This window comes from Labrys methylaminiphilus subsp. lupini (assembly GCF_051161885.1).
In the GTDB taxonomy this organism is placed as follows: domain Bacteria; phylum Pseudomonadota; class Alphaproteobacteria; order Rhizobiales; family Labraceae; genus Labrys.
On the sequence record NZ_JBMDIH010000002.1, the window covers coordinates 98,242 to 118,031 of the forward strand.

24 protein-coding genes are annotated in these 19,790 nt (G+C 60.1%); 15 read left to right on the top strand and 9 right to left on the bottom strand.

Going from position 1 to position 19,790, the window contains the following annotated elements:
• The first annotated feature begins 113 nt into the window (after positions 1–113).
• The 4 genes from ACN6KF_RS26145 to glmM all read left to right on the top strand — a co-directional run bounded on the left by ACN6KF_RS26145 (position 114) and on the right by glmM (position 4,059).
• Positions 114–1,103, top strand: coding sequence for a flagellar motor protein MotA (locus ACN6KF_RS26145; protein ID WP_105863874.1), 990 nt, complete (start codon positions 114–116; stop codon positions 1,101–1,103).
• A 16-nt stretch (positions 1,104–1,119) separates the two neighbouring features.
• On the top strand, positions 1,120–2,157 hold the full coding sequence (locus ACN6KF_RS26150; RefSeq protein ID WP_434959846.1) for a peptidoglycan -binding protein: 1,038 nt from the start codon (positions 1,120–1,122) through the stop codon (positions 2,155–2,157).
• Positions 2,154–2,624, top strand: a complete 471-nt coding sequence (locus tag ACN6KF_RS26155) for a GNAT family N-acetyltransferase (protein WP_434959847.1) — start codon at positions 2,154–2,156, stop codon at positions 2,622–2,624. Before ACN6KF_RS26150 ends, ACN6KF_RS26155 begins: the two co-directional genes overlap by 4 nt.
• Before the next feature lie 94 nt (positions 2,625–2,718).
• Positions 2,719–4,059 carry a phosphoglucosamine mutase gene (gene glmM, locus ACN6KF_RS26160; protein ID WP_434959848.1) on the top strand — a complete coding sequence of 447 codons (1,341 nt, stop codon included), beginning with the start codon at positions 2,719–2,721 and terminating at the stop codon, positions 4,057–4,059.
• 41 nt (positions 4,060–4,100) lie between these two features.
• On the opposite strand, the gene ACN6KF_RS26165 is transcribed toward glmM, so the two are convergent.
• Complete coding sequence (locus ACN6KF_RS26165; protein ID WP_434959849.1) at positions 4,101–5,408, bottom strand: MFS transporter; 1,308 nt, start codon at positions 5,406–5,408, stop codon at positions 4,101–4,103.
• Between the two features lie 25 nt (positions 5,409–5,433).
• The gene (locus ACN6KF_RS26170; RefSeq protein WP_434959850.1) at positions 5,434–6,492 is read right to left on the bottom strand and encodes a histone deacetylase family protein; all 1,059 of its coding nucleotides are present in this window, start codon (positions 6,490–6,492) and stop codon (positions 5,434–5,436) included.
• Positions 6,493–6,975: 483 nt separating this feature from the next.
• On the opposite strand from ACN6KF_RS26170, the gene ACN6KF_RS26175 reads away from it, so the two are divergent.
• Entirely contained in the window at positions 6,976–7,557 is a 582-nt protein-coding gene (locus ACN6KF_RS26175; protein ID WP_434961304.1) for a dienelactone hydrolase family protein, read from the top strand.
• Positions 7,558–7,719: 162 nt separating this feature from the next.
• On the opposite strand, the gene ACN6KF_RS26180 is transcribed toward ACN6KF_RS26175, so the two are convergent.
• The gene (locus tag ACN6KF_RS26180; protein WP_434959851.1) at positions 7,720–8,199 is read right to left on the bottom strand and encodes an SRPBCC family protein; all 480 of its coding nucleotides are present in this window, start codon (positions 8,197–8,199) and stop codon (positions 7,720–7,722) included.
• 695 nt (positions 8,200–8,894) lie between these two features.
• Between ACN6KF_RS26180 and rpsU (ACN6KF_RS26185) the strand changes: the two genes are divergently transcribed.
• The 7 genes from rpsU (ACN6KF_RS26185) (at position 8,895) to ACN6KF_RS26215 (ending at position 12,942) form a co-directional block, all read left to right on the top strand.
• Positions 8,895–9,179, top strand: coding sequence for a 30S ribosomal protein S21 (gene rpsU, locus ACN6KF_RS26185; RefSeq protein ID WP_434959852.1), 285 nt, complete (start codon positions 8,895–8,897; stop codon positions 9,177–9,179).
• 705 nt (positions 9,180–9,884) lie between these two features.
• Complete coding sequence (locus ACN6KF_RS26190; RefSeq protein ID WP_434959853.1) at positions 9,885–10,121, top strand: hypothetical protein; 237 nt, start codon at positions 9,885–9,887, stop codon at positions 10,119–10,121.
• A 36-nt stretch (positions 10,122–10,157) separates the two neighbouring features.
• Positions 10,158–11,228: a lysophospholipid acyltransferase family protein gene (locus ACN6KF_RS26195; RefSeq protein ID WP_434959854.1), complete on the top strand. Its 1,071-nt coding sequence runs from the start codon at positions 10,158–10,160 to the stop codon at positions 11,226–11,228.
• Between the two features lie 147 nt (positions 11,229–11,375).
• Complete coding sequence (locus tag ACN6KF_RS26200; protein WP_434959855.1) at positions 11,376–11,861, top strand: hypothetical protein; 486 nt, start codon at positions 11,376–11,378, stop codon at positions 11,859–11,861.
• A gap of 119 nt (positions 11,862–11,980) precedes the next feature.
• A complete protein-coding gene (gene rpsU, locus ACN6KF_RS26205) occupies positions 11,981–12,271 on the top strand; it encodes a 30S ribosomal protein S21 (protein ID WP_434959856.1) in 291 nt (96 codons plus the stop codon).
• Positions 12,272–12,362: 91 nt separating this feature from the next.
• Positions 12,363–12,704, top strand: a complete 342-nt coding sequence (locus tag ACN6KF_RS26210; protein WP_434959857.1) for a hypothetical protein — start codon at positions 12,363–12,365, stop codon at positions 12,702–12,704.
• A gap of 31 nt (positions 12,705–12,735) precedes the next feature.
• Complete coding sequence (locus ACN6KF_RS26215; protein ID WP_434959858.1) at positions 12,736–12,942, top strand: hypothetical protein; 207 nt, start codon at positions 12,736–12,738, stop codon at positions 12,940–12,942.
• 236 nt (positions 12,943–13,178) lie between these two features.
• On the opposite strand, the gene ACN6KF_RS26220 is transcribed toward ACN6KF_RS26215, so the two are convergent.
• The 3 genes from ACN6KF_RS26220 to ACN6KF_RS26230 all read right to left on the bottom strand — a co-directional run bounded on the left by ACN6KF_RS26220 (position 13,179) and on the right by ACN6KF_RS26230 (position 14,290).
• Positions 13,179–13,388 (bottom strand): cold-shock protein, encoded by a 210-nt coding sequence (locus ACN6KF_RS26220; protein WP_434959859.1) that lies wholly within the window; start codon positions 13,386–13,388, stop codon positions 13,179–13,181.
• Between the two features lie 406 nt (positions 13,389–13,794).
• Positions 13,795–13,995, bottom strand: a complete 201-nt coding sequence (locus tag ACN6KF_RS26225; RefSeq protein WP_434959860.1) for a hypothetical protein — start codon at positions 13,993–13,995, stop codon at positions 13,795–13,797.
• An 88-nt stretch (positions 13,996–14,083) separates the two neighbouring features.
• Complete coding sequence (locus ACN6KF_RS26230) at positions 14,084–14,290, bottom strand: hypothetical protein (RefSeq protein WP_434959861.1); 207 nt, start codon at positions 14,288–14,290, stop codon at positions 14,084–14,086.
• 563 nt (positions 14,291–14,853) lie between these two features.
• Here ACN6KF_RS26230 and ACN6KF_RS26235 point away from each other — a divergent pair.
• Positions 14,854–15,102: a hypothetical protein gene (locus ACN6KF_RS26235; RefSeq protein ID WP_434959862.1), complete on the top strand. Its 249-nt coding sequence runs from the start codon at positions 14,854–14,856 to the stop codon at positions 15,100–15,102.
• Between the two features lie 1,177 nt (positions 15,103–16,279).
• Positions 16,280–16,657 (top strand): hypothetical protein, encoded by a 378-nt coding sequence (locus tag ACN6KF_RS26240; protein WP_434959863.1) that lies wholly within the window; start codon positions 16,280–16,282, stop codon positions 16,655–16,657.
• 309 nt (positions 16,658–16,966) lie between these two features.
• Here ACN6KF_RS26240 and ACN6KF_RS26245 read toward each other — a convergent pair whose 3' ends face one another.
• The gene (locus tag ACN6KF_RS26245; protein WP_149250444.1) at positions 16,967–17,176 is read right to left on the bottom strand and encodes a cold-shock protein; all 210 of its coding nucleotides are present in this window, start codon (positions 17,174–17,176) and stop codon (positions 16,967–16,969) included.
• A 286-nt stretch (positions 17,177–17,462) separates the two neighbouring features.
• Complete coding sequence (locus ACN6KF_RS26250) at positions 17,463–18,275, bottom strand: aminoglycoside adenylyltransferase domain-containing protein (protein WP_434959864.1); 813 nt, start codon at positions 18,273–18,275, stop codon at positions 17,463–17,465.
• Between the two features lie 446 nt (positions 18,276–18,721).
• Here ACN6KF_RS26250 and ACN6KF_RS26255 point away from each other — a divergent pair, with 446 nt between their 5' ends.
• Positions 18,722–19,183 carry a cupin domain-containing protein gene (locus tag ACN6KF_RS26255; protein ID WP_434959865.1) on the top strand — a complete coding sequence of 154 codons (462 nt, stop codon included), beginning with the start codon at positions 18,722–18,724 and terminating at the stop codon, positions 19,181–19,183.
• Between the two features lie 112 nt (positions 19,184–19,295).
• Here the strand turns inward: ACN6KF_RS26255 and ACN6KF_RS26260 are convergent, their stop codons facing one another.
• Positions 19,296–19,787, bottom strand: a complete 492-nt coding sequence (locus ACN6KF_RS26260) for a GFA family protein (RefSeq protein WP_434959866.1) — start codon at positions 19,785–19,787, stop codon at positions 19,296–19,298.
• Positions 19,788–19,790: the final 3 nt, after the last annotated feature.

Consider the following 19,790-nt stretch of genomic DNA (forward strand, 5'->3'; position numbering starts at 1 on the left):
TCGCCGACCATTGAGGGCGTGCGTTCCGGCCTTGCTTTGAGCTAAGCTCTGGTCGAAAAGGAGAGCCCTCCCTTCGAGGGTTCGCGTATAGATTGCTGCAACGGCGTGGTGCGATGGCCAGAGACCTAGATCCCTACAAGCTGTCTTCCCCCCGGATTTTCTTCATCCGCATGTTGATCTTCCTGGTGCTGGCAGCCTGCGTCACCGCCGTGCTCTATCGCCAGCTCTATATCGCCTTCATGGCCAATCCCGGCCTCAACGGCCTGATCATCTTCACGCTGCTGCTCGGCATCGTCTTCGGCTTCCGCCAGGTGATCCGCCTGCTGCCGGAAGTGCGCTGGGTCAATGCCTATCGCCTGCGCGATCCCGGCCTCGAGCTTCGCGACCAGCCGGTGATGCTGGCGCCCATGGCCACATTGCTCGGCGACAAGGTCGGCCGGCGCTCGATCTCGCTCTCGACCCTGCGCTCCATTCTCGAATCGATCGGCATGCGCCTCGACGAGCAGCGCGAGGTTTCACGCTATCTCACCGGCCTCCTGGTCTTCCTCGGCCTGCTCGGCACGTTCTGGGGCCTGATCGAGACGGTGGGCTCGGTCGGCAATGTCATCAATTCCATGTCGGTCGGCGGCGGTGACGCCAGCACCGTGTTCGAGAGCCTGAAAAGTGGCCTCGCCGCCCCGCTCAAGGGCATGGGCGTCTCGTTCTCGTCCTCGCTGTTCGGTCTTGCCGGTTCGCTCATCCTCGGTTTCCTCGACCTGCAGGCCGGCCAGGCCCAGAACCGCTTCTACACCGAGCTGGAAGATTGGCTCGCCGCCACCGTGACCGACATCGAGGCCGAAGGCCTGGCCCGCGGCGGCTCGGACGGCGAGATGGCGGCGATCAAGTCGGCGATCGAGCGTATGGCCGACGGCTCGCGCGAGGCCGGCTCTGGCCGCAACGCCACCGCCGCCATGGCCCAGCTCGCCGAGGGCATCCAGGGCCTGGTGCAGCATATGCGCTCCGAGCAGCAGATGATCCGCGACTGGGTCGAAAGCCAGGCCGAACAGCAGCGCGACATCAAGAGCGTGCTCGAGCGCCTGATGCAAGAGCGCGAGAAGAACTGATGCCGGAGGCAGAATAATGCCCCTTGGACGCAGCCGCCGCCGCAGCGAGGGCATTAATTACTGGCCGGGTTTCGTCGACGCCCTGTCGACCCTGCTCCTGTCCATCATCATGATCCTGTCGATCTTCGTGCTCGGCCAGTTCTTCCTGTCCCAGGAAGTCACCGGCAAGGACGAAGCACTCAACCGGCTCAATGCCCAGATCGCGGAATTGTCGCAACTGCTCGCCCTGGAGCGCACCAACGGGCGGAGCGCCCAGGAACAGCTTTCGGTGCTCACCAGCGGTCTCGACAAGGCCAATACCGATAAGGCGCGGTTGCAGGACCTGCTCGACGACGCTCAGAAAGACGCCGCAGCCGCCAGCGCCCAGGGTGGCCAAGTCGCGCAGATCCAGGGTGAACTCGACAGCCAGAAGCGCATTTCCGACCAGGCGATGGCACAGGTCGAACTGCTCAACCAGCAGATATCCGCCCTGCGCCGCCAGATCGCCGCGTTGGAACAGGCCCTCGATGCCTCCGAATCCAAGGACCGAGAGAGCCAGACCAAGATTGCCGATCTCGGCTCGCGCCTGAATGCGGCCCTGGCCCAGCGGGTGCAGGAACTTTCGCGCTTCCGTTCCGACTTCTTCGGCCGCCTGCGCGAAGTGCTCGGCAACCGTCCTGACGTGCGCATCGTCGGTGACCGCTTCGTCTTCCAGTCGGAAGTGTTCTTCCAGGCCGGCCAGGCCACCCTCCAGCCCGAGGGCAAAGCCGAGATGGACAAGCTGGCCGCCGCCCTCCTCGACCTGCAGGACAAGATCCCCAACGATATTCCCTGGGTGCTGCGCGTCGACGGCCATACCGACGACCGGCCGATCAACTCGCCGCAATTTCCGAGCAATTGGGAGTTGTCATCCAGCCGCGCTATCTCCGTGGTGCAGTATCTGATGTCCAAGGGTATCCCGGCACAGCGCCTGGTCGCGGCAGGTTTTGCCGAATTCCAGCCGATCGACACGGCTGGCACCGACGAGGCGCGCAAGAAGAACCGCCGCATCGAGCTGAAGCTGACCGAGCGATGAGCATCGCCGCGGTCACCCTCCGGCCGGCGGAGGCTGCCGACGAGCCGGCGCTGAGGTCCCTGTGGTGCGGGGCCTGGCAGGCGACCTATCCGGCCTTCGACTACGAGGCGCGCTGGCCGGGGCAGTGGCGCCATTGGCGAGCACTGGAAGCGGAAATTTTCGTGGCCATGCGCGACGAGGACGCCGACGACGACACGATCGTCGGCATGCTGGTTCTGGCGCCGCAGGAGGACGATGCCCTGCTGCTGGAACAGATCGCGCTGCCGCCGGCCGAGCATGGCAGCGGCATAGCCCATCTGCTGATGCTGTTTGCCAAGCAGAAGGCCCGCTCCGTCCTGCGCCTCACCGTCAACGCCTTCAACGAAAGGGCGATCCGCTTCTATGAGCGCGAGGCATTCGAACGCTGCGGCAGCGGCGTCAATCCTGGCTCCGGCCTGCCGACCTTCGACTATGAATGGCGGCGCTGAAAAGGCAGCCGGCTGTTACGGTTGAACACATTTTTTGAAGCAAATTGCCCGAAGATTCAGGCATAATCACCCCAGAAAGTTTTGGGATTGTCGCATGAGTCGCAAATATTTTGGCACCGATGGCATTCGCGGCCGGGCCAACAGTGTCATTACGCCGGAACTGGCGATGAAGGTCGGCATGGCGGCCGGCCTTGCCTTCCAGCGCGGCGAACATCGCCACCGTGTGGTGATCGGCAAGGATACCCGACTGTCGGGCTATATGATCGAGAACGCCCTGGTGGCCGGTTTCACGGCTGTCGGCATCGACGTGATGCTGCTGGGCCCGATGCCGACGCCCGCCGTGGCGATGCTCACCAATTCACTGCGTTGCGACATCGGCGTGATGATCTCGGCCTCGCACAATCCCTATGACGACAACGGCATCAAGCTGTTCGGCCCCGACGGCTTCAAGCTGTCGGACGAGACCGAGCGCGCCATCGAGGCCTTGATCGACACCGACCTGTCGTCGCGGCTGGCCGGTTCGCGCGATCTCGGCCGCGCCCGGCGCATCGACGACGTGCGCGCCCGCTACATCGAATTCGCCAAGCGCACCTTGCCGCGCCAGCTCCGGCTCGATGGCCTCAGGGTGGTGGTCGACTGCGCCAATGGCGCCGCCTACAAGGTCGCGCCCGAGGCGCTGTGGGAACTCGGGGCCGACGTCATTCCGATCGGCGTGGAGCCGGATGGCTACAACATCAACAAGGATGTCGGCTCCACCGCCCCCGAAGCGCTCTCGCACAAGGTCCGCGAGTTGCGGGCCGATATCGGCATCGCCCTCGACGGCGACGCCGATCGGGTTGCGATCGTCGACGAGAAGGGTCATGTCATCGACGGTGACCAATTGATGGCAGTGGTCGCCGCGGATTGGAAGGAAGAGGGCAGGCTCACCCAGCCCGGCATCGTCGCCACGGTGATGTCCAATCTCGGCCTGGAACGCTATCTCGGCGGGCTTGGCCTGCAACTCGAACGCACCGCGGTGGGAGATCGCTACGTGCTCGAGCGCATGCGGGCGCGAGGCTACAATGTCGGTGGCGAGCAGTCGGGTCACATCATCCTGTCGGATTTCGCCACCACCGGCGATGGTCTGGTCGCCGCCCTGCAAGTGCTGGCGGTGCTCAAGAAGGCAGATCGCCCTGTCAGCGAGGTCTGCCATCGCTTCGATCCGCTGCCGCAGATCCTCAAGAATGTGCGCACGCGTGGCGGCAAGGTGCTGGATGATCCCACGGTCGCCAAGGCGATCGAGGGCGCGCGCAAGCAGCTCGGTGATGGCGGCCGCCTGGTCATCCGTCCCTCCGGCACCGAGCCGGTCATCCGCGTCATGGCCGAAGGCGACGACCGCGTGAGTGTCGAGACCGCCGTGGACGACGTGATCGACGCCATCACCAAGGCCGCATGAATGGGAGGCGGATCTTGAGATCCGCCCGCCGCATCATGGCCTCAGGATCGGACCTGCTCCTCTTCGATGGGCAGGAAGAGGCTCGACAGCAAGGTTAGCCCAGCGATCACCATGAAGAGCAGCGACAGCGGCAGCCATTGCACGCCATAGGTTTTCACCAGCCAGACCCCGACCACGGGCGTGAGGCCGCTGAAGATGGCTCCGCTCAGCGACGAGCTCAAGGAAATGCCGGTGTAGCGCAGATGCACCGGAAAGGCGCGCGTCAGGAAGGGCGCCATCACGGCATAATGGGCCGCGACGAAGAAGGTGCCGCCCAGGATGCCGATACGGATATTACCGAGATCGCCGGTCACGATCAGCATCATCATGGGGATGGCGAAGACAAACGCGGCCGCCGACATCGCCACCAGCAGGATGCGCTCGTTGAACCGGGTGGCGATCCAGGAACCGAACGGAAAGGCGACCAGTTCGAGCACGCCGACCCAGAAAATCACGTTGAGAATGTCGGATCTGGAGATGCCGAGCGACTCGGTGGCGAAGGTCGTCATCAGCGTGGTCAGGAAGTAGAAGCCGGCAACGCCGAGCAGGCATAGGCCCATGCCGAGCAGGAGTGTGTAACGCCGCGTGCGGAAGATCTCCTTGGCTGGCACGATATCGTCCTGCGGTGCTTCCTGAAGCCGCTTGACCAGTTCCGGGCTTTCCTTGATGCCGGCGCGGATGGCGAAGGCCACGATGATCAGCACCGCGCTGGCCAGGAAGGGAATGCGCCAGCCCCAGTTGAGAAAATCTTCCCGCGGCAGATCCGAGACCGTTCGAAAGGCGAGCGCCGCCAGCATCAGGCCGATCGGACTGCCATATTGCGGGGCCGAAGCAAGAAAGGTCTTCCATTTCGGCGGCGCGTGCTCGGCGGCGATCAACACCGCCCCACCCCATTCGCCGCCGACGGCAACACCCTGGATGAGACGCAAAAGGATGAGCAGGATCGCGGCACTGATGCCGATCGAATCATAGCCGGGCAGAAGACCGATCAGCACGGTTGCTCCGCCCATCAGCAACAATGTGATGATCAGCGAGTTCTTGCGCCCGACCTTGTCGCCGAAATGCCCGAACAGCAAGGCCCCGACCGGGCGAGCCACGAAGCCGATGGCGAAGGTGCCGAGCGAGGCGATGATGCCCATGTAGCGGTCTTCTGACTTGAAGAAGACGTCTCCGAACACCAGGGCAGCCGCCGTGCCATAGACGTAGAAATCATACCACTCGATCATGGTGCCGACGAAGGCGCCGAGCGCGGCACGGATGGGCTGCCGTTCAGGCGTTTGCTGGCTCTCGGCAGTCACGGTCTGTGTCATGGTGTCACTCGCTTATTACGATGGTTCAGCGCGGCGGCCGTGATGCGCGGAAGGCCGAGACGAAGCGCGGCGCGGCTTGGGACACGGCGCTGAGCGAATAGCCGCCCTCCTGCACGATAACGATGGGAAGGGGCAGAGCACCCCAGACAGAGCCGATCGCCTCATAGGCGGCCGTGGTCACCGCGAGCTTGGAGAGCGGATCCTCGCGATGCGCGTCCCAGCCGGCTGATACCACCAGCGCCTCAGCCCCGAAAGCTGCCACGGCAGCGGCCAGCGCCCGGTTGGCCTCGATGAACGCTTCATCGCCGCTACCCTCGGCCAAGGGCAAATTGAGGTTGGCGCCCTCGCCAGGCCCCTCGCCCTTCTCGTCGGCATAGCCGGTGTAATGGGGATAATAGCTCGACGGATCCGTATGGGTGGAACCGAAGAAGACATCGCCGCGGCTGTAGAAGATCGCCTGCGTGCCATCGCCATGGTGGGTATCGAAGTCGATGACGGCCACACGCTGAAAGCGCTTGCGTAGCCGCTCCGCGACGACGGCGGCATTGTTGAAGAAGCAGAAGCCGGCGGCGCGATCGACATAGGCATGATGCCCCGGGGGACGGCAGAGGGCGAAGCTGTCGAAGGCACCGGCGACGAGATCGTCGGCAGCCGCCACGGCGCTCTGGGCGGAGAGATAGGCGGAGGCGAAGCTATGCTCCGTCATCGCGTTGGACAGGCCGTTGATGTACCAGCCCGTCTGCCCGAGAATGCCCTTTGGGCGCGGGGCGGGACGCGGGCGGAAGGCGGCATCCGCGCCCTGATAGGGGCTGACTGCCGGCAGCACCTCGGGGCCGGCATTGGGCAGTTCCTGGAAGCGGCGATAGGCCGTCTCCAGAAAGTCGATGTAATGGCCAGCATGGACGGCCTCGATCGGCGCCCGGCCCGCATCCCTCGGCTCCTCGAGAGTCAAGCCGAGCGCCGTGAGAGATCCGACCAGGGTTTGCGCGCGCTCGGGGTTCTCGAGGGCACTGCCAATTCGACCATTGATCATATATTGGGTCGGGCGATGCGCCATCTGCCTGTCGGAAAAGAACAATTTCATCGAGCAACACTCCAGGCAGCGAATGCGAGGCCCTAAGGCATTTTCCGGAAAAGTCGGCAGGCTTTTCGGCTGAGAAAATGCGTCGGAACAGCAAGTCAGAGAAAAAGTGCGATTCGGATAAATCGCACTTTGCTCCAGTCTTGCAGAAGCTGGCGAGAACGCCACCCATGCGGGCACCAGTCCTGTGAATTGGACTGACGAAAGCAAAGCACCTGGACTTGTTGCCGCTGGCTTGGCACCCCGTTTCGCCGTACTCAATGCCAAGGAGACAGGGTTTTTCCGCCTAACCTTCAATTTGCAACATCGGCGTGGTTATACCGGCTTACATAATGTTTGACCTGCCATTCCCGGCCGTATCCCCACAAGCATTGCTTGTGAGTGGCAGCGAGGGGAAGGGAATCCAGGGGCCAGTTTGCATACACAGGTCAAACATTATGCAAGCTGGTATGAGGTGCCGGTATCGCTGACAGCCGGAGATCCATGATGGCTGAGATTTTGCTGTTTCATCATGCTCAGGGGCTCACCTCGGGCGTGCAGGCGTTTGCCGAGGCGTTACGGACCGGTGGTCATCTCGTCCACACGCCGGACCTGTTTGACGGGCGTATCTTCGCCAGCATCGAGGAAGGCCTCGCTCATATCAACGAGACCGGCTTCGACGCCATGCGGGCGCGAGCCGAGCACACAGCAAACACCTTGCCGCCGGACCTCGTCTATGCCGGCTTCTCCTTCGGCGTGGTGCCGGCCCAAAGGCTTGCCCAGACCCGCCCGGGTGCACGCGGCGCCCTGCTCTTCTATTCCTGCCTGCCGATCAACGGCGAATGGGCCTTCGGACCGTGGCCGCGCGGCGTTCCGGTGCAGATCCACGGCATGGACCGCGATCCCATCTTCGTCGGCGAGGGTGACCTCCAGGCAGCGCGCGAAATCGTGGAGACGGTGGAGGACGCAGAACTGTTCCTATATTCGGGCGACCAGCATTATTTCGCGGACAGCTCGCTGCCATCCTTCGACGCGGATGCAACCAGCCTGCTCACCCGGCGCGTACTCGAATTTCTCCGCCGCATCTAGGACAAAAAGCGTTCACATCTGAATGCTTTTTCACCCTAACATCTTGTTTCGACGCGATTTTGCGATTCCGTGCGGTTCCATCAGAGCCGCAAAACCCGTTGGAGCAAAGCGCATTCCGGTGAGAAAGCGCTTTGCTCCGGACACGGTCGATCAGATCCCAGCTCAGCGCATCAGCAATTGTTCGCTTTCGGTGATGGCTTCACCGACATTGGGCTGCCCCCTGCCGGTGGCGATCAGATCCCGCAAGCTGCCATTGATGTAGGTGTGCCAGCCGTCAGAGCAGGCATCGTAGCATTCATAGTCCGGCACCAGTCCCAGATGGGTGAAGGTGACCTCGGTCTGGTCCCCCTTCCTGGCGATCTCGAAGACGATGTCGGTCCCTTTCCACTCGGATCTGTCCTGCGTGAAGCTGAAATAATTGTCGAGCACACGCCAGACGACCTTGCGGTTCGGTATCATCTCGCGCAGCTGGATCTCGCAGCGATGGAGGTCTTGGAAGTGATATTTGAACTTCTCGCCGACCCGCGCTGTCCGGCCCTCGATCTCTTCCGACCACCAGCCGCGTACATCGTTGATGGCGGCGAAAGCCTGGGCCGGCGTCTGGTCGACCGTGAAACTGGTGGTGTAGCTGCTATCCGTCATGGCTGCCTCCCGTTGTCTGGTTCACTGCCGGGATTGTAGGAAGGCCAAGCGCACGGCGTGAGTTACAAGCATGGCGGGATTCGGAGCGTTCGAGATTGCCTCCGTCCTGGCCCCATGCTCAATTCAACGAGGTCGAAACGGCCGGGTCCATCTCCAAAGCACGGATCAATCCAGGAACGCCGGCCGGCAAGTATCCCTGGCCATGCAGCTATCGGGTTCCGAATTCGGCACCCTGCATGCGGCTATCCGATCCTAGCTATCCCGGGGTGAATGGTGTACAACCATCGGAAGATGGAGCGAAATCAGCGTATGAGACGCTGCCCAAGTTGAGACATGCTCCACAATCGGCGGATTGACCAAAGCTCTTACGGCATCGTGCCTGCAAGCTGCGATTTTTCCAGAAAACTGCAGCTCTTCTCCCGGCTTTGTCACGGCGCGCCGTGGGACGGGTTAAGTCCGTGGTGGGCAATTTGAAAGGTGCCTGCCTCCTCCAGAGCAAAGCGCGTTCAAACGTGAATGCTTATTTGCTCTAGCACCTTGTTCCGACGCGTTTTTGCGATTCTTGGTGTTTCCAAGAAACCACAAAACGCTTCAGCTCCGGCCGATCAGAGCATTTGATTGGTGCAAGACGGTTACGATTCATCTTTGGGCCGGCGCCGCGTTCGGCCCTTTTGTTTTTGGTATTTGGAGATTTTATGCTGATACTCGTTCGTGAGAACAACATTGAGCAGGCGCTCAAGGCTCTCAAGCGCAAATTGGCACGCGAAGGCGTCCTTCGTGAACTGAAGCTGCGCAGAGCTTATGAAAAGCCGTCCGAGCGCAAGGTGCGCGAGAAGGCGGAAGCTATTCGTCGCGCCCGTAAGCTCGCTCGCAAGCAAGCTCAGCGCGAGGGCCTGCTGCCCGCGCCCAAGCCCAAGGTTCCGTCGAGAGGACGGGGAGCCCTGCCGAGAAGCGCCCCCCCGATTGCCGCCAAGACGTGATTATCGCCTGGCCAGCGTCCTTCGGTGCGCCCGAGGCTCGCGGAATTTGTGACACGGCGAGCGCCGTCCCGACACCTCCAATGCATCCAAGGAGGAGTGATTGACGAAGCATACGTTTCAGGTCGGCGATATCGTCATCCTTCATTCGTCTATTTCAAGACACGAAGAAGGAACATATCAAGTAACCCGACAAATGCCCTCGGACGGCCCCGAGCCCGCCTATAGGCTCAAGGGTGTGGCGGATTCCCGCGAAAGGGTGGCTCAGGAACACGAACTGCGCGCTTCCAGGCAAGGCATCAGCCCTGTAGCGGACTCACCCGAGAGTACTCTGCGTCCCAGTCGTACCAGACCGACACGCCGGCAGACTTGAGATAGTCACACGGGGGACGCAGGCCCCCGGGTGATTGCCCTTGCCGGCTGCAAACCATTGGGCATCTGGCCGCCTTTCGATGAAGAAGGAGAGACAGCTTGCTGAAAGGCGTCACTCCCGTGGAACGGGATCTGTCGGGCGAGGTGTCGTTATCACGGGGATCCCCGACAATGCCGCCGCCTTTGAGGGCAAGCCCCCTGTGAGAGTCCCATCGAGGCCAGGCTCACCACATGCTGAGGGCCTTTCGCGAGGGCGATCAGATCAGCGACGACCTTGTTGTAACCAGACGGATCGTTCTGCACTGAGGTAGCGGTTCCGGTTCGCGAAAGGTGGCTATGACGAAAACCAAGAGTTCCCACCTGGCGTGGGAGGAAAAATACGCGGCTCTCACAGCAGCCGCGCAGGAGATCATCGATCGCGAAGTCTCGGAACGCGACAAGAAGACCGCGCATCTGAGAGAGCTCAGACTCGCGCAAGAAGCAAAAATAACGGAAGACGGCCAAAGTCACGATAAGCCGGCTGGCTCTGCCGCCAAGCCTCGTCGCGTGCAGCGGGCCAAGACGCAGCGTTAGGTTCAGTGATGTGTGCCCCCAATGGCGGTAGCGGCGATGGATCTCGCCGGATGCTGGCAAAAACATATGTCGGACGCGAATGCCGGTATCGACCGGCGGGCGACTTCCTCCATCTCGCACGCCCAACGCCCTGGTACGCGCTTCTCGTACATCGCCGTGACATTTGGTCGAGCCAGTGGCTTCATTGCGATGATGCCCAACTTGTTGGATATATCTAACGTGATCCCGTCGGAAACAGGGCGCAGCTGGCGAAACAGCAAACACGCCGCCGAATATCTCCTGTTGCGCGGCCTCGTCGGCCTTCTGCACATCCTGCCGCTCGACTTCGGCTCCTGGGCCATGGGCTCCATGTGGCGCCTGGCCGCGCCACGATTACGCCGCCACGAACGCGCATTGCAGCATCTGGCTGCGGCCTATCCTGCAAAGAATGCCACCGAAATCGATGCACTGGCGCGCACGATGTGGATGCATCTGGGGCGGACTTTTGCCGAAAGCCTGATGGTGGATCGCATCGTCAAGGCAGGGCGGATCGAGGACGCGAGCGGTCCGCTGATCGAAGCGGTGAAAGCCACCGGCAAGGGCGTCGTTTTCGTCTCGCTCCATACCGGAAATTGGGAACTCGTCGTTATTCCGACGGTGACGAGCGGCATCAAGGTTGCCGGCGTCTACCAGCGCATGAAGAATCCGAAGGTCGATGACTACGTCGCACTCGTGCGCCGACACCGCTATCCGCGCGGACTCTTCGTCAAGGGTGCGAATGTCGGCAAGAAACTGCTGCGCATCGTGCGCAGCGGCGGCGCCATCGCATTGCTGGCTGATTTGCGCGACCGCAACGGGCTCTCCGTCCCGTTTTTCGACCGGCCAGCTCCCTCGACCACCTTTCCTGCCCTGCTTGCCCGAGGCAGCGATGCCCTGCTGGTCGCGGCCCGAGTCATCCGGACGCGCGGCGTGCGCTTTCGGATCGAGGCCGAGATCCTCGATGTGCCCCACACCGACGATCGAAATGCCGATGTCGACGCGGCAACACATCAGACTCACCGGCTCTTCGAAAAATGGGTGCGCGAATATCCCGAACAATGGATGTGGGCCCACCGCCGATGGGGATAGCGGCCATGCATCGAGAACGATTATGACCGGTATTACGATACGGCCTTACTCAATGTCTCCAAGACGGCATCAAACTTAGCCTCCAGAGATTTCGTCGTAATTTCAAATATATAATGACAAATCTGAAACCTGATGATAGTTTGAGATATGTCAAAACTAGATTTTTTTGTTCCTTCTGAGCTTTTTGTAAAATCAAAATCTGCCGGATGGACTCGAAATTCTCTAAAATATCGACGGTTTGACAGCCTCGCCTCGGCCGTAAAATTTGCTATGGACGAGTATGGAGCCAATCTTAACGGGACCTCCATTCATACGAATACGTGCGAATATACAGGTTCCGCCATTCGCTCTCTGTATGAGAACGAAGACTATCCGCTCGAAGGAAGGTATGCCGTCCTAGGTGACGCCAAAGGCGGCGCGCTTTCGGCTTCTCGAAACCCGCAGGCGACAAGCCATAAGTTCAAGATCGGCGACACCGTCATCTATTTGCGTCCGGGCTTGGTGGGTCAGAGCGGCTATTATGAAGTCGTCAAGGTCCTTCCCGTCGAACATGCGGAACCGGCCTATCGCATCAAGAGCAAAAGCGACCAGCATGTGCGTGCCGTCAAAGAGCGTGAGATAACGCCCGCGTGACGGCTCGATTCTAGTCGGCCGATTGAGATCGGCTCGATTACAAAAAATATCGGCCTTTTGGAGCAACAGACCACGTTCGGGATGGCTCCCATTTTACCAACCGAAAAGGAGACGACTCATTGCAAGTGCTCGTGCGGGACAACAATGTCGAACAGGCCTTACGCGTATTGAAAAAGAAGCTGCAGCGAGAAGGTCTCTTCCGCGAGATGAAGCGCCGCAGGGCCTATGAGAAGCCTTCAGAAAGAAAAACCCGGGAAAAGGCCGAGGCGGTGCGCCGTGCCCGTAAACTCGCGCGCAAACAAGCCCAGCGCGAGGGTCTTCTCCCGCGTCCCAAGCAACAGGAAAATGCCGCCAAGCGCAACGGCCCAGGGCGCGCGCCTCTTCCGGTGAGCCCCGCCAAGGTTTTGTGACATCTTCCAGATCTCCCCTTGCGATGAACCGTTTCGTCGTCGCAAGGGGACATTGCGCATTCATCGGATCGTCTGGACGCGCGAAGCGAGGATGGCTATTCCACGTTCCCCTCTGGGGCGTCGGGCCGGAAGGCGGACGCCGGTTTTCAGCAAAAACGATGCGATAACAACAAGACACCGCATCAATGCCGCTTCCGATGCTGTCGAGCAAAACGCTCAAGGGAATGCGATGGCGAAGCCTGTTGACCCTATCGAGCGTGTTTGCCGTGCCCTCTGCCGCCATCACGGCCAGTTGAAAGACTCGTCATTTGACGGCAAGCCAATATGGGAATCCTATCGTGACGAAGCGATGGCGATCTTGTGGGCGCTGAAGGATGGAGACTGGTTGCCGAACGGACTCGTGGTGAGGAAAGATGATCGCCACTCGATCTAATGGCCTTGCCCGCGCAATGACACGAGCGCGCATGGATCCGCCGTGGCTTGCCAAGCGAGTCGGTGTCGATCCGGCCGTTCTTGAAGCCTGGATCAAGGGGCACGAACCGATACCGCGCGAGATGGCGGTAAGGCTCTCGGCTAAGCTCAAGACGACCGTTGCCGACATTCTGTTTGGCGTCGACTATGACCAAACCAGTAACGGCAGCGGATGGCAAATGAGGCGCCGAGGACGTTGACGGATATTTTGCCCGGCGGACGCAAAAAAGGCCGGGCGCGAACCCGACCTCCTTCGAGCGTCTCGGCAGACTATGCCAGTACATCCGTGGTCAAAGACTGCAGGCGCTGCAGCAAAGTGCGTTCATGATCGAACGCCTGTTTGCTCTAACTCTTTGTTTCCAAGCCAATCCATGGGATTGGCTTAAGCGTCTTTGCGATTCTTGGCATCACCGCCAAATCGCAAAACGCTTTAATTCTATACGGTCTGCAGATTCTCGGCAGAGGCCTTACCGCTACGGCTATCCGTGACGACGTCAAAGCTGACTTTCTGGCCTTCGCGAAGTTCAGACATGCCGGCTCGCTCGACAGCGCTCACGTGGACGAAGACGTCCCGGTTGCCATCTTCAAGAGCGATGAAGCCATATCCCTTCTGGGAGTTGTACCACTTGACGATACCTGTGTTCACGACGATTTCCTTTCAATCGACATAGACAAACCTGCCCATTGATATCAATGGGCGCTACATTTCTACCGAAATTGTCAGGGGGAATCGTCAAAGGCGATTTAAAGATCGCCCGGTAATTCATCAGCAAGATCGATACTTCTCTATATATCTTAAACATGTTCGAAACAAGGTGGCCGTGAGTTTAATTTCTATTGGAGAAATGATTGAAGGAATTGTCGTCATTCTTGGCTTTAGGTCGCCCCGCTCGGCGCTCATTTGCGCCTGTGGAAGCCCCGGCTGCCCCCTGCCCGGCCTCGCTGCCTTCTTTCCGGAGCACCGTGCGATTTCTCCCAATCGCGCTTTTCCGCCAACTTCCTGTTTTGCCTAATGTCTTAAGTCAAAAATCGATCAGCTTTCCTGGAAACTACTATCGCTTGTCCTCGATACGGTTACGTGGAAAGACAATCAGGTCACTGGTAACGCCATAAGACAAAAAGCGACCTCGGTGGTCATAGACAGGCACTGCCCGGGCTCCTGCGCATTGCCCGCGCTCGGCCCAATAGGCATTGATCGTCGTAGCCTGACGTTCTGCTTCGTCCAGCGACGAGCCCTGGTCGATATTGCTCACGATAAGGTCCCCCTGCGGCGCAGATCCTGGGCCGGGCAGGTTGTACTGAAATATGATGCTCGCATTCGCTTCCACTTGCGAAAAAATTTCACCGCCGTGGCGCTGACCCAGCCTGATGTGCGGCTTTCATCGCATCTCTAATTTGCTCAAACCGTAAATTTGACAGGATTTCTTCAACAACCAGGCGATGATCATCCAACACATCCGCGGCCGGAAGTCCTGTAAAATGGATGATGCTTTCCCCTCGCTCGGAGTCATCCATCCGATCGATGGTTTTATTGCCTTTGATAGTCATGTCGCGCCTCAAACGATTCCGTTGCAGGCGAGAGGATAGAGGCCGCTCCGCCATCGACGCCTGTTGGGTAGGCCTGTGTCGATGATGTCTGACATAATGCGCTTCTTGGCGTCATTCCCCTAGTCAATTTTACATGACATAGGCTGCACGCATCTAGGAGATCTTGCACTTCAGATTGAGAAATCCGTGATCCGATCGGCCCCTCAAGAAGTCACGTCTATAAATATAATCGTAGGCCCATCGCCCAAAAGCTGCTACAGTTCTTGGCGAATGATACCTCTCGACAATTTGATCTCTCAGATCGTGACCTCTGATCGTTACGCCTGTGATCAACATTGAAGTTTGCATATTTTTGTACGCTGCCATTTTCACCGTTCAATTCATGCAGCGATCACCCTTTATTACGTGATCGACCTCTCGGCGACATTCAAGCGACAGCCCCTATTCTTGCAAGCATGGATTGATGCCCTTCTCCCTTGAGGAGTGGCTGGCTCTCTCCGTTACATCCTGTTCTGTATCTCGCTGGCCGAGACGAGCGGTCGCCAAACTGCTGGAGGATCGAAATGTCGAACGACAATGTGCATTTCAATGCCGAGGAGTTCGAGCGGGAACAGAATCAGGGCTATCTGGACGGATGGCAAGCCGGCGGTAAACAGCCGACGCGTTCACTGAAACATCGAAGCGCCAGCTATCGATATGGCTGGTCTAACGGAAACGATGACCGCCTCGGCAAGGCGAGAGTGTCCGGCGAGTTGAAACTCATGCACGCCAATGCCGTGCTTGCAGTCGACATGGCCTGGAGCGCCACATGACTGCTGGGCCCTTTGGAGATCAAAAGCTGAATGGACCCGGCGCCACGGTCGGCGTTTCCAGGCGGATTCTTCGATGCGAGGCTGAGATTGAGCCGCTCTATCTCTTCTTGGTGAAAGCCGCGACCGAAGTCGGGTGGAGCATGCCGAGATTGCGATTGCCGTCACCCGCCTCGCGGATCTCTCGCTCATCGGCAGGGAGCCCCAACGTTGCAGGCGACGCAATGATCGAGCATTGAACTCCGGTCACCCGTTTCTCGTTTCACATGTTGCAGGGCTGGGAGCGAGTCTGCCATGCCCTCCAGGACTCTCGGATATATGGATCAGACATGGTCAAGATCGCATTCTCCGAAAGCCTCGCGAGGGGAATTGATGTCCTCACGGAAGGAGGCAAACGCCATGAGTGAAGACAAAGGGCGACCGAATGAATGGGCTGCCAATCATGAGGCAATAGATACGGCAGCCCGATTCAGGATTGATACGGACGCGCTCACCCGCGACGAACAGATAGCCAGACTCAAAGCCCTGCGGCTGGCGCGCGAAGCCTCTCAGCCCAAGGTAGGCGCCGTGGTCAAACCGTTACGATCCAGCAAGAAGCCAAGACGGGCAAGGACCCAACCGCACAGGGGCTGAACATCGCGCCGAAAAGTGGGCGCCGGTTTTCGGAAAAAAACGATGCGGCAACAGTAACCCATGGCATCGGTCAGACTTGAGCGTCCAAACCCGCACAGATTTGAGCGCAGGCGGCCACCTCGGAGGCCGATAGGGCAACCGGGGCTCTTTCGACTACGCTGACCGAGGTCCAAGCCGGCGCGACGACGGATCCCCGTTGCCGGAGCTCCGCAGGATCCCGGCCGATGTTCGTTTGGCATTGTAAACGGAAGGAACGCAACAAAGGCGCCGGTCTCGCACGAAAGGGAGCTCCGACCAGAGGCTCAGTGGTTCGCATCGCCCCTGGCCGGTTCCCACCGGGAGAGAGCGAATCCCTGCAACCAGCGCAGGACATCTATCAGATATGCAACTGCATGTACGATAAATTGGGCTCCTGATTAAGGGCCGCCGGGTCACGTACCGGCAGGCCCGTTTGTTGCGGCCGGCCCCCTCAGGCCAATGGATATAGGCGGCACTTATGAGGCACCCGGCTTGTAGGCGGGCATGAAAACCCGCACGTGCAGGCCCAGTGCCGACAAGACCTTTCCATGCCGTCTCGTCAGTGAGGCGGCAACACACTAAGCTGATCGGCCGTCTTCATGGCGTTCAGTTCGCGCTGCCGAGCCGTCCGCTCAAATGGCTCTCCGAGACTCTTGATCCTATAAACCGGCTCCAAGCCGTCGGCAGGCAGAAGCCGGATGATTTCATAGGCCTTGTCCTGCTCGCAGACAGGAGCAAGCCTCAAGGTGACGAAATCGCCAATCCCAAAAACATGTATGCCCATCCTCTGCCCTATGATTCGATCGTGTTCTGGAATGGGTGTGGCACTGCCGCCGCCATTCTCCCGTGGATCGGATTTCAGCGTTCAACGAAGCAGATCTGGAAGACGAAAATGCTTGAGCTTTGATGGAGGCAGGCTTGCGGACGAGCTTGAGGCTCGCCGCATCGTATCTGCCCTTGTTGCAGAATTTTCACCCGATCGGCACTCCCCGTCGCGAATGTCGATGAGCGAAAGCCTCACACGGAAGTCCCGGCATCATGAGCCGTCGTTGAAGACGACCATGCCACCGAACGTCCGCGGCGTCCCCTAGAGCAATGCACATTCATGGCTGAACGCTTGTTGCTCTAGCTCCTTGTTCCCAAGCCAATCCGTTTGATCGGCTTGGGCGTCTTTGCGATTGGAAGCGTTTCCGTCTCATCGCGAAACGCTTCGGGGTCAGCCCACCCTGAGGTCGCCGGCCGATGATTTGCCGGTCTTGCGGTCACGAACCAGTTCGAAGCTGATCTTCTGACCTTCAGCCAGCTCGCGCAGACCAGCGCGCTCCACAGCGCTCACATGCACGAAAACGTCGGGTGTTCCGTCGTCCGGCTGGATAAATCCATATCCCTTGGTGGAGTTGAACCACTTAACAGTACCTGTGCTCATATCGTGCCCTTTTTGAACTCCCTTCGCACCTTCCAGGTGGAGGACTATGCCAAGTCACGTCGGTGGAAGGCTGGCTTGATTCAAGGGCTTATTGGCCACTGAAGATCGAGGTCACCGGCCAAAATCGACGGTTTTAGTGTGCGCCGAGCGCCGGAGTCCGTCAAGCCGCAAGTAACGCGCATAAGTAACTCGCCGCAAGTAACCGCCGGGATCGCTGCCTTGGAATAGGCGGCCTCCATGCCGCCCGTGATCGATCCGCGGCCCCCGCCTACGTTCCCTTTGTCGCTCAGGCTACATGGGTGGACTGCATATAGTTGCGAAAAGCGATGAGCGGTTCGCGGTGCCAGGGGCCGCCCGACAATTGCCTTTCGCGCTGTGTCCGCGGCCAATCGGAGGCCCGGTAGGCGGCAAGAGCCTGGGCGACCACAGCCCTGTGCTCCTCCGGCAAATGCGTCAGAGCCCATTCGCCAGCCTCCTCCTTCCCCGGCACGATGTGATCCGCGGCCTCAGCCATCATCGCCCAGCGGCAGAGATTGAGAATGCCGTAATAGGGCGAGGCGAGGATATTCTCCCCCTCCAGGATCCAGGCGATGTCACTCCATACCGAGGCCAGATAGTCGGCCCATACGAGGTCGCCGATCGCCTCCGAGGGAGGTGGGCCATGCAGGCCGACGCCGCGATATTTAGCGACGGTCAGATGCGCGATCAGATCTTCATCGGTCGGCGGCCTGCCGCCGGACCACGATTGCGGTGCGGTGGTGGTCTCGCTGAAATGCACCAGATAGGGCAAGGGATGTCGCGGTGATCTGGCGTCATCAGCCCGTATCACGCTGACCTCGAGGCCGCCGACATAGGGCCTGCGGCGATGGAGGCGTTCGAAAACGGCATGCAGCAGGCCGGCCTCGTCAACCGTCAGATCTTCCACCAAGACGAGAAGATCCACGTCGCTCTTGGGCATGCGGAAACTGCCCATGGCCAGCGAACCGTGCAGGATGATGGCCGAGAGCCTGTCTGCCAGCGCCCCCCTCAGCGCAGCGACGACTTCATCGAGATAGGAACGCAGCGTCTCCTCGACATCCTTCGAACTCGAACCGGACATGTCCCGCAATGACCTCCCTGTCTCGCCGCCGATGGTATCGACTGGCTTGAGAAATTGATCAAAAAGCCGCGGAGACCTCGACTTTTGCCACCATCGGGTTTGTCCTACACCGAACAAGTTGTCCGGTGTAAATCCGGAGCTGCCCTCTCGACGCGCAGTGGTGTCTGAATGCTCGGGTCGAAGCCCGGGCATGACAAAATGAGGCTTTTCTTGGCTCCGGTGGCAACTTTTCGATCAGGTTCTGAGGCGAGTCTGTATAGGCGTTTGCATTGAATTCTTGGCGATGAACTGGATTCCCTTAGTCCCCCTCCGAACTGTCCGGCCCGGCGCCCTTGGCGGGGCGTCGGGTCGAAACGGGCTCGCCCTTGTTTCCCAAGCCGGAAGGGACATGATCATCGCTCTTCCGCCGTCGCCGCCCAGACTGTCATGACAACCGGGAGCCTGCCATGCCCAAGATCGACCTCGTCGCCGTCCCTGAGCACCAGGGCTCGGGCTACCCGCCGCCCTTCGATGCTCCTTGCGCCGAACGGGTGCGGCAACGCCTCGGCGATGCCGGCCGCCTCCAGGATTTCGGCATCAATCTCATGCGTCTGCCGCCGGGGAACTGGTCGAGCCAACGTCACTGGCATACGGCCGAGGACGAATTCGTCTATGTGCTGCAAGGCGAGTTGATACTCGTCGAGGATGGCGGCGAAACGATCCTGCGCGCCGGCGATTGCGCCGCCTTTCCCAAGGACTCCGGCAACGGCCATCACATGATCAACAGATCCGGTGCCATGGCGGTCTATCTCGAAATCGGCTCACGCTCGCCTGCCGACGTGATCTATTGCTCCGACATCGACATGATGAGCCCGAGTTCCGACGGTCGCTTCCTGCACAAGGACGGCACGCCCTATTCCAAGGCCTGACCCGCCGGACCATTCCCGGGAGGACGAACAGGATGGCCGGCGGCCGTCATTCGGGCACGTGCAAAACCGGGCCCTGAGGTACGATAGGCGGATGCGGGCTCCGCGAGCCGGCTCAGGCGGCCGTTTCAGCCGCCCGAAGCAGGCTGTCTGCCTGCGCGCGTGACGATGCAACCTGCTCGGCAAATTCCGCCATCAGGGGCTGATACATCTCCGGCGGCGGATATTCAGCATAGCTGTGGCGGGCTGATGTCGATGCCCATGCGAGCTTCTCGGCCGTACAGGTTTCGATAAAGGGCTCGGTCCACACCGCCTCGGCCAGCATGGTCGGGCGGATGTTGACGAAGAAGTCCAGGTCCTCAGGCCTGGTGAACAGCCAGCTCTTGCAATGCGGACAGAAATAATGTCGTGACGGGCCGTGGAGTCCGCCGATCACCGGCTCCCCGCGGGTCACGCGAAACCCTTCCGTGGGAATTGCCGCACTCAGCGAAAAGGCGCTGCCGCTCATCTTCTGGCAGCCGCGGCAATGACACGCCATCGTCATTAGGGGCGGCGCGGTGACCTCGAACTGGACCTGCTCGCAGCGACAGCTTCCGATCATGTGCATCGT

Excerpts from the sequence above, each read along its gene's own strand:
- ACN6KF_RS26200 (WP_434959855.1), top strand. The coding sequence starts at position 11,376 with ATGTCAAAACTAGATTTTTTTGTTCCTTCTGAGCTTTTTGTAAAATCA.
- ACN6KF_RS26145 (WP_105863874.1), top strand. The coding sequence starts at position 114 with ATGGCCAGAGACCTAGATCCCTACAAGCTGTCTTCCCCCCGGATTTTC.
- ACN6KF_RS26260 (WP_434959866.1), bottom strand. The coding sequence starts at position 19,787 with ATGCACATGATCGGAAGCTGTCGCTGCGAGCAGGTCCAGTTCGAGGTC.
- ACN6KF_RS26150 (WP_434959846.1), top strand. The coding sequence starts at position 1,120 with ATGCCCCTTGGACGCAGCCGCCGCCGCAGCGAGGGCATTAATTACTGG.
- ACN6KF_RS26210 (WP_434959857.1), top strand. The coding sequence starts at position 12,363 with ATGGCTATTCCACGTTCCCCTCTGGGGCGTCGGGCCGGAAGGCGGACG.
- rpsU (WP_434959852.1), top strand. The coding sequence starts at position 8,895 with ATGCTGATACTCGTTCGTGAGAACAACATTGAGCAGGCGCTCAAGGCT.
- ACN6KF_RS26180 (WP_434959851.1), bottom strand. The coding sequence starts at position 8,199 with ATGACGGATAGCAGCTACACCACCAGTTTCACGGTCGACCAGACGCCG.
- ACN6KF_RS26190 (WP_434959853.1), top strand. The coding sequence starts at position 9,885 with ATGACGAAAACCAAGAGTTCCCACCTGGCGTGGGAGGAAAAATACGCG.
- ACN6KF_RS26195 (WP_434959854.1), top strand. The coding sequence starts at position 10,158 with ATGGATCTCGCCGGATGCTGGCAAAAACATATGTCGGACGCGAATGCC.
- ACN6KF_RS26255 (WP_434959865.1), top strand. The coding sequence starts at position 18,722 with ATGCCCAAGATCGACCTCGTCGCCGTCCCTGAGCACCAGGGCTCGGGC.
- ACN6KF_RS26175 (WP_434961304.1), top strand. The coding sequence starts at position 6,976 with ATGGCTGAGATTTTGCTGTTTCATCATGCTCAGGGGCTCACCTCGGGC.
- ACN6KF_RS26250 (WP_434959864.1), bottom strand. The coding sequence starts at position 18,275 with ATGTCCGGTTCGAGTTCGAAGGATGTCGAGGAGACGCTGCGTTCCTAT.
- ACN6KF_RS26155 (WP_434959847.1), top strand. The coding sequence starts at position 2,154 with ATGAGCATCGCCGCGGTCACCCTCCGGCCGGCGGAGGCTGCCGACGAG.
- ACN6KF_RS26165 (WP_434959849.1), bottom strand. The coding sequence starts at position 5,408 with ATGACACAGACCGTGACTGCCGAGAGCCAGCAAACGCCTGAACGGCAG.
- ACN6KF_RS26235 (WP_434959862.1), top strand. The coding sequence starts at position 14,854 with ATGTCGAACGACAATGTGCATTTCAATGCCGAGGAGTTCGAGCGGGAA.
- ACN6KF_RS26215 (WP_434959858.1), top strand. The coding sequence starts at position 12,736 with ATGGATCCGCCGTGGCTTGCCAAGCGAGTCGGTGTCGATCCGGCCGTT.
- glmM (WP_434959848.1), top strand. The coding sequence starts at position 2,719 with ATGAGTCGCAAATATTTTGGCACCGATGGCATTCGCGGCCGGGCCAAC.
- ACN6KF_RS26245 (WP_149250444.1), bottom strand. The coding sequence starts at position 17,176 with ATGAGCACAGGTACTGTTAAGTGGTTCAACTCCACCAAGGGATATGGA.
- ACN6KF_RS26170 (WP_434959850.1), bottom strand. The coding sequence starts at position 6,492 with ATGAAATTGTTCTTTTCCGACAGGCAGATGGCGCATCGCCCGACCCAA.
- ACN6KF_RS26230 (WP_434959861.1), bottom strand. The coding sequence starts at position 14,290 with ATGACTATCAAAGGCAATAAAACCATCGATCGGATGGATGACTCCGAG.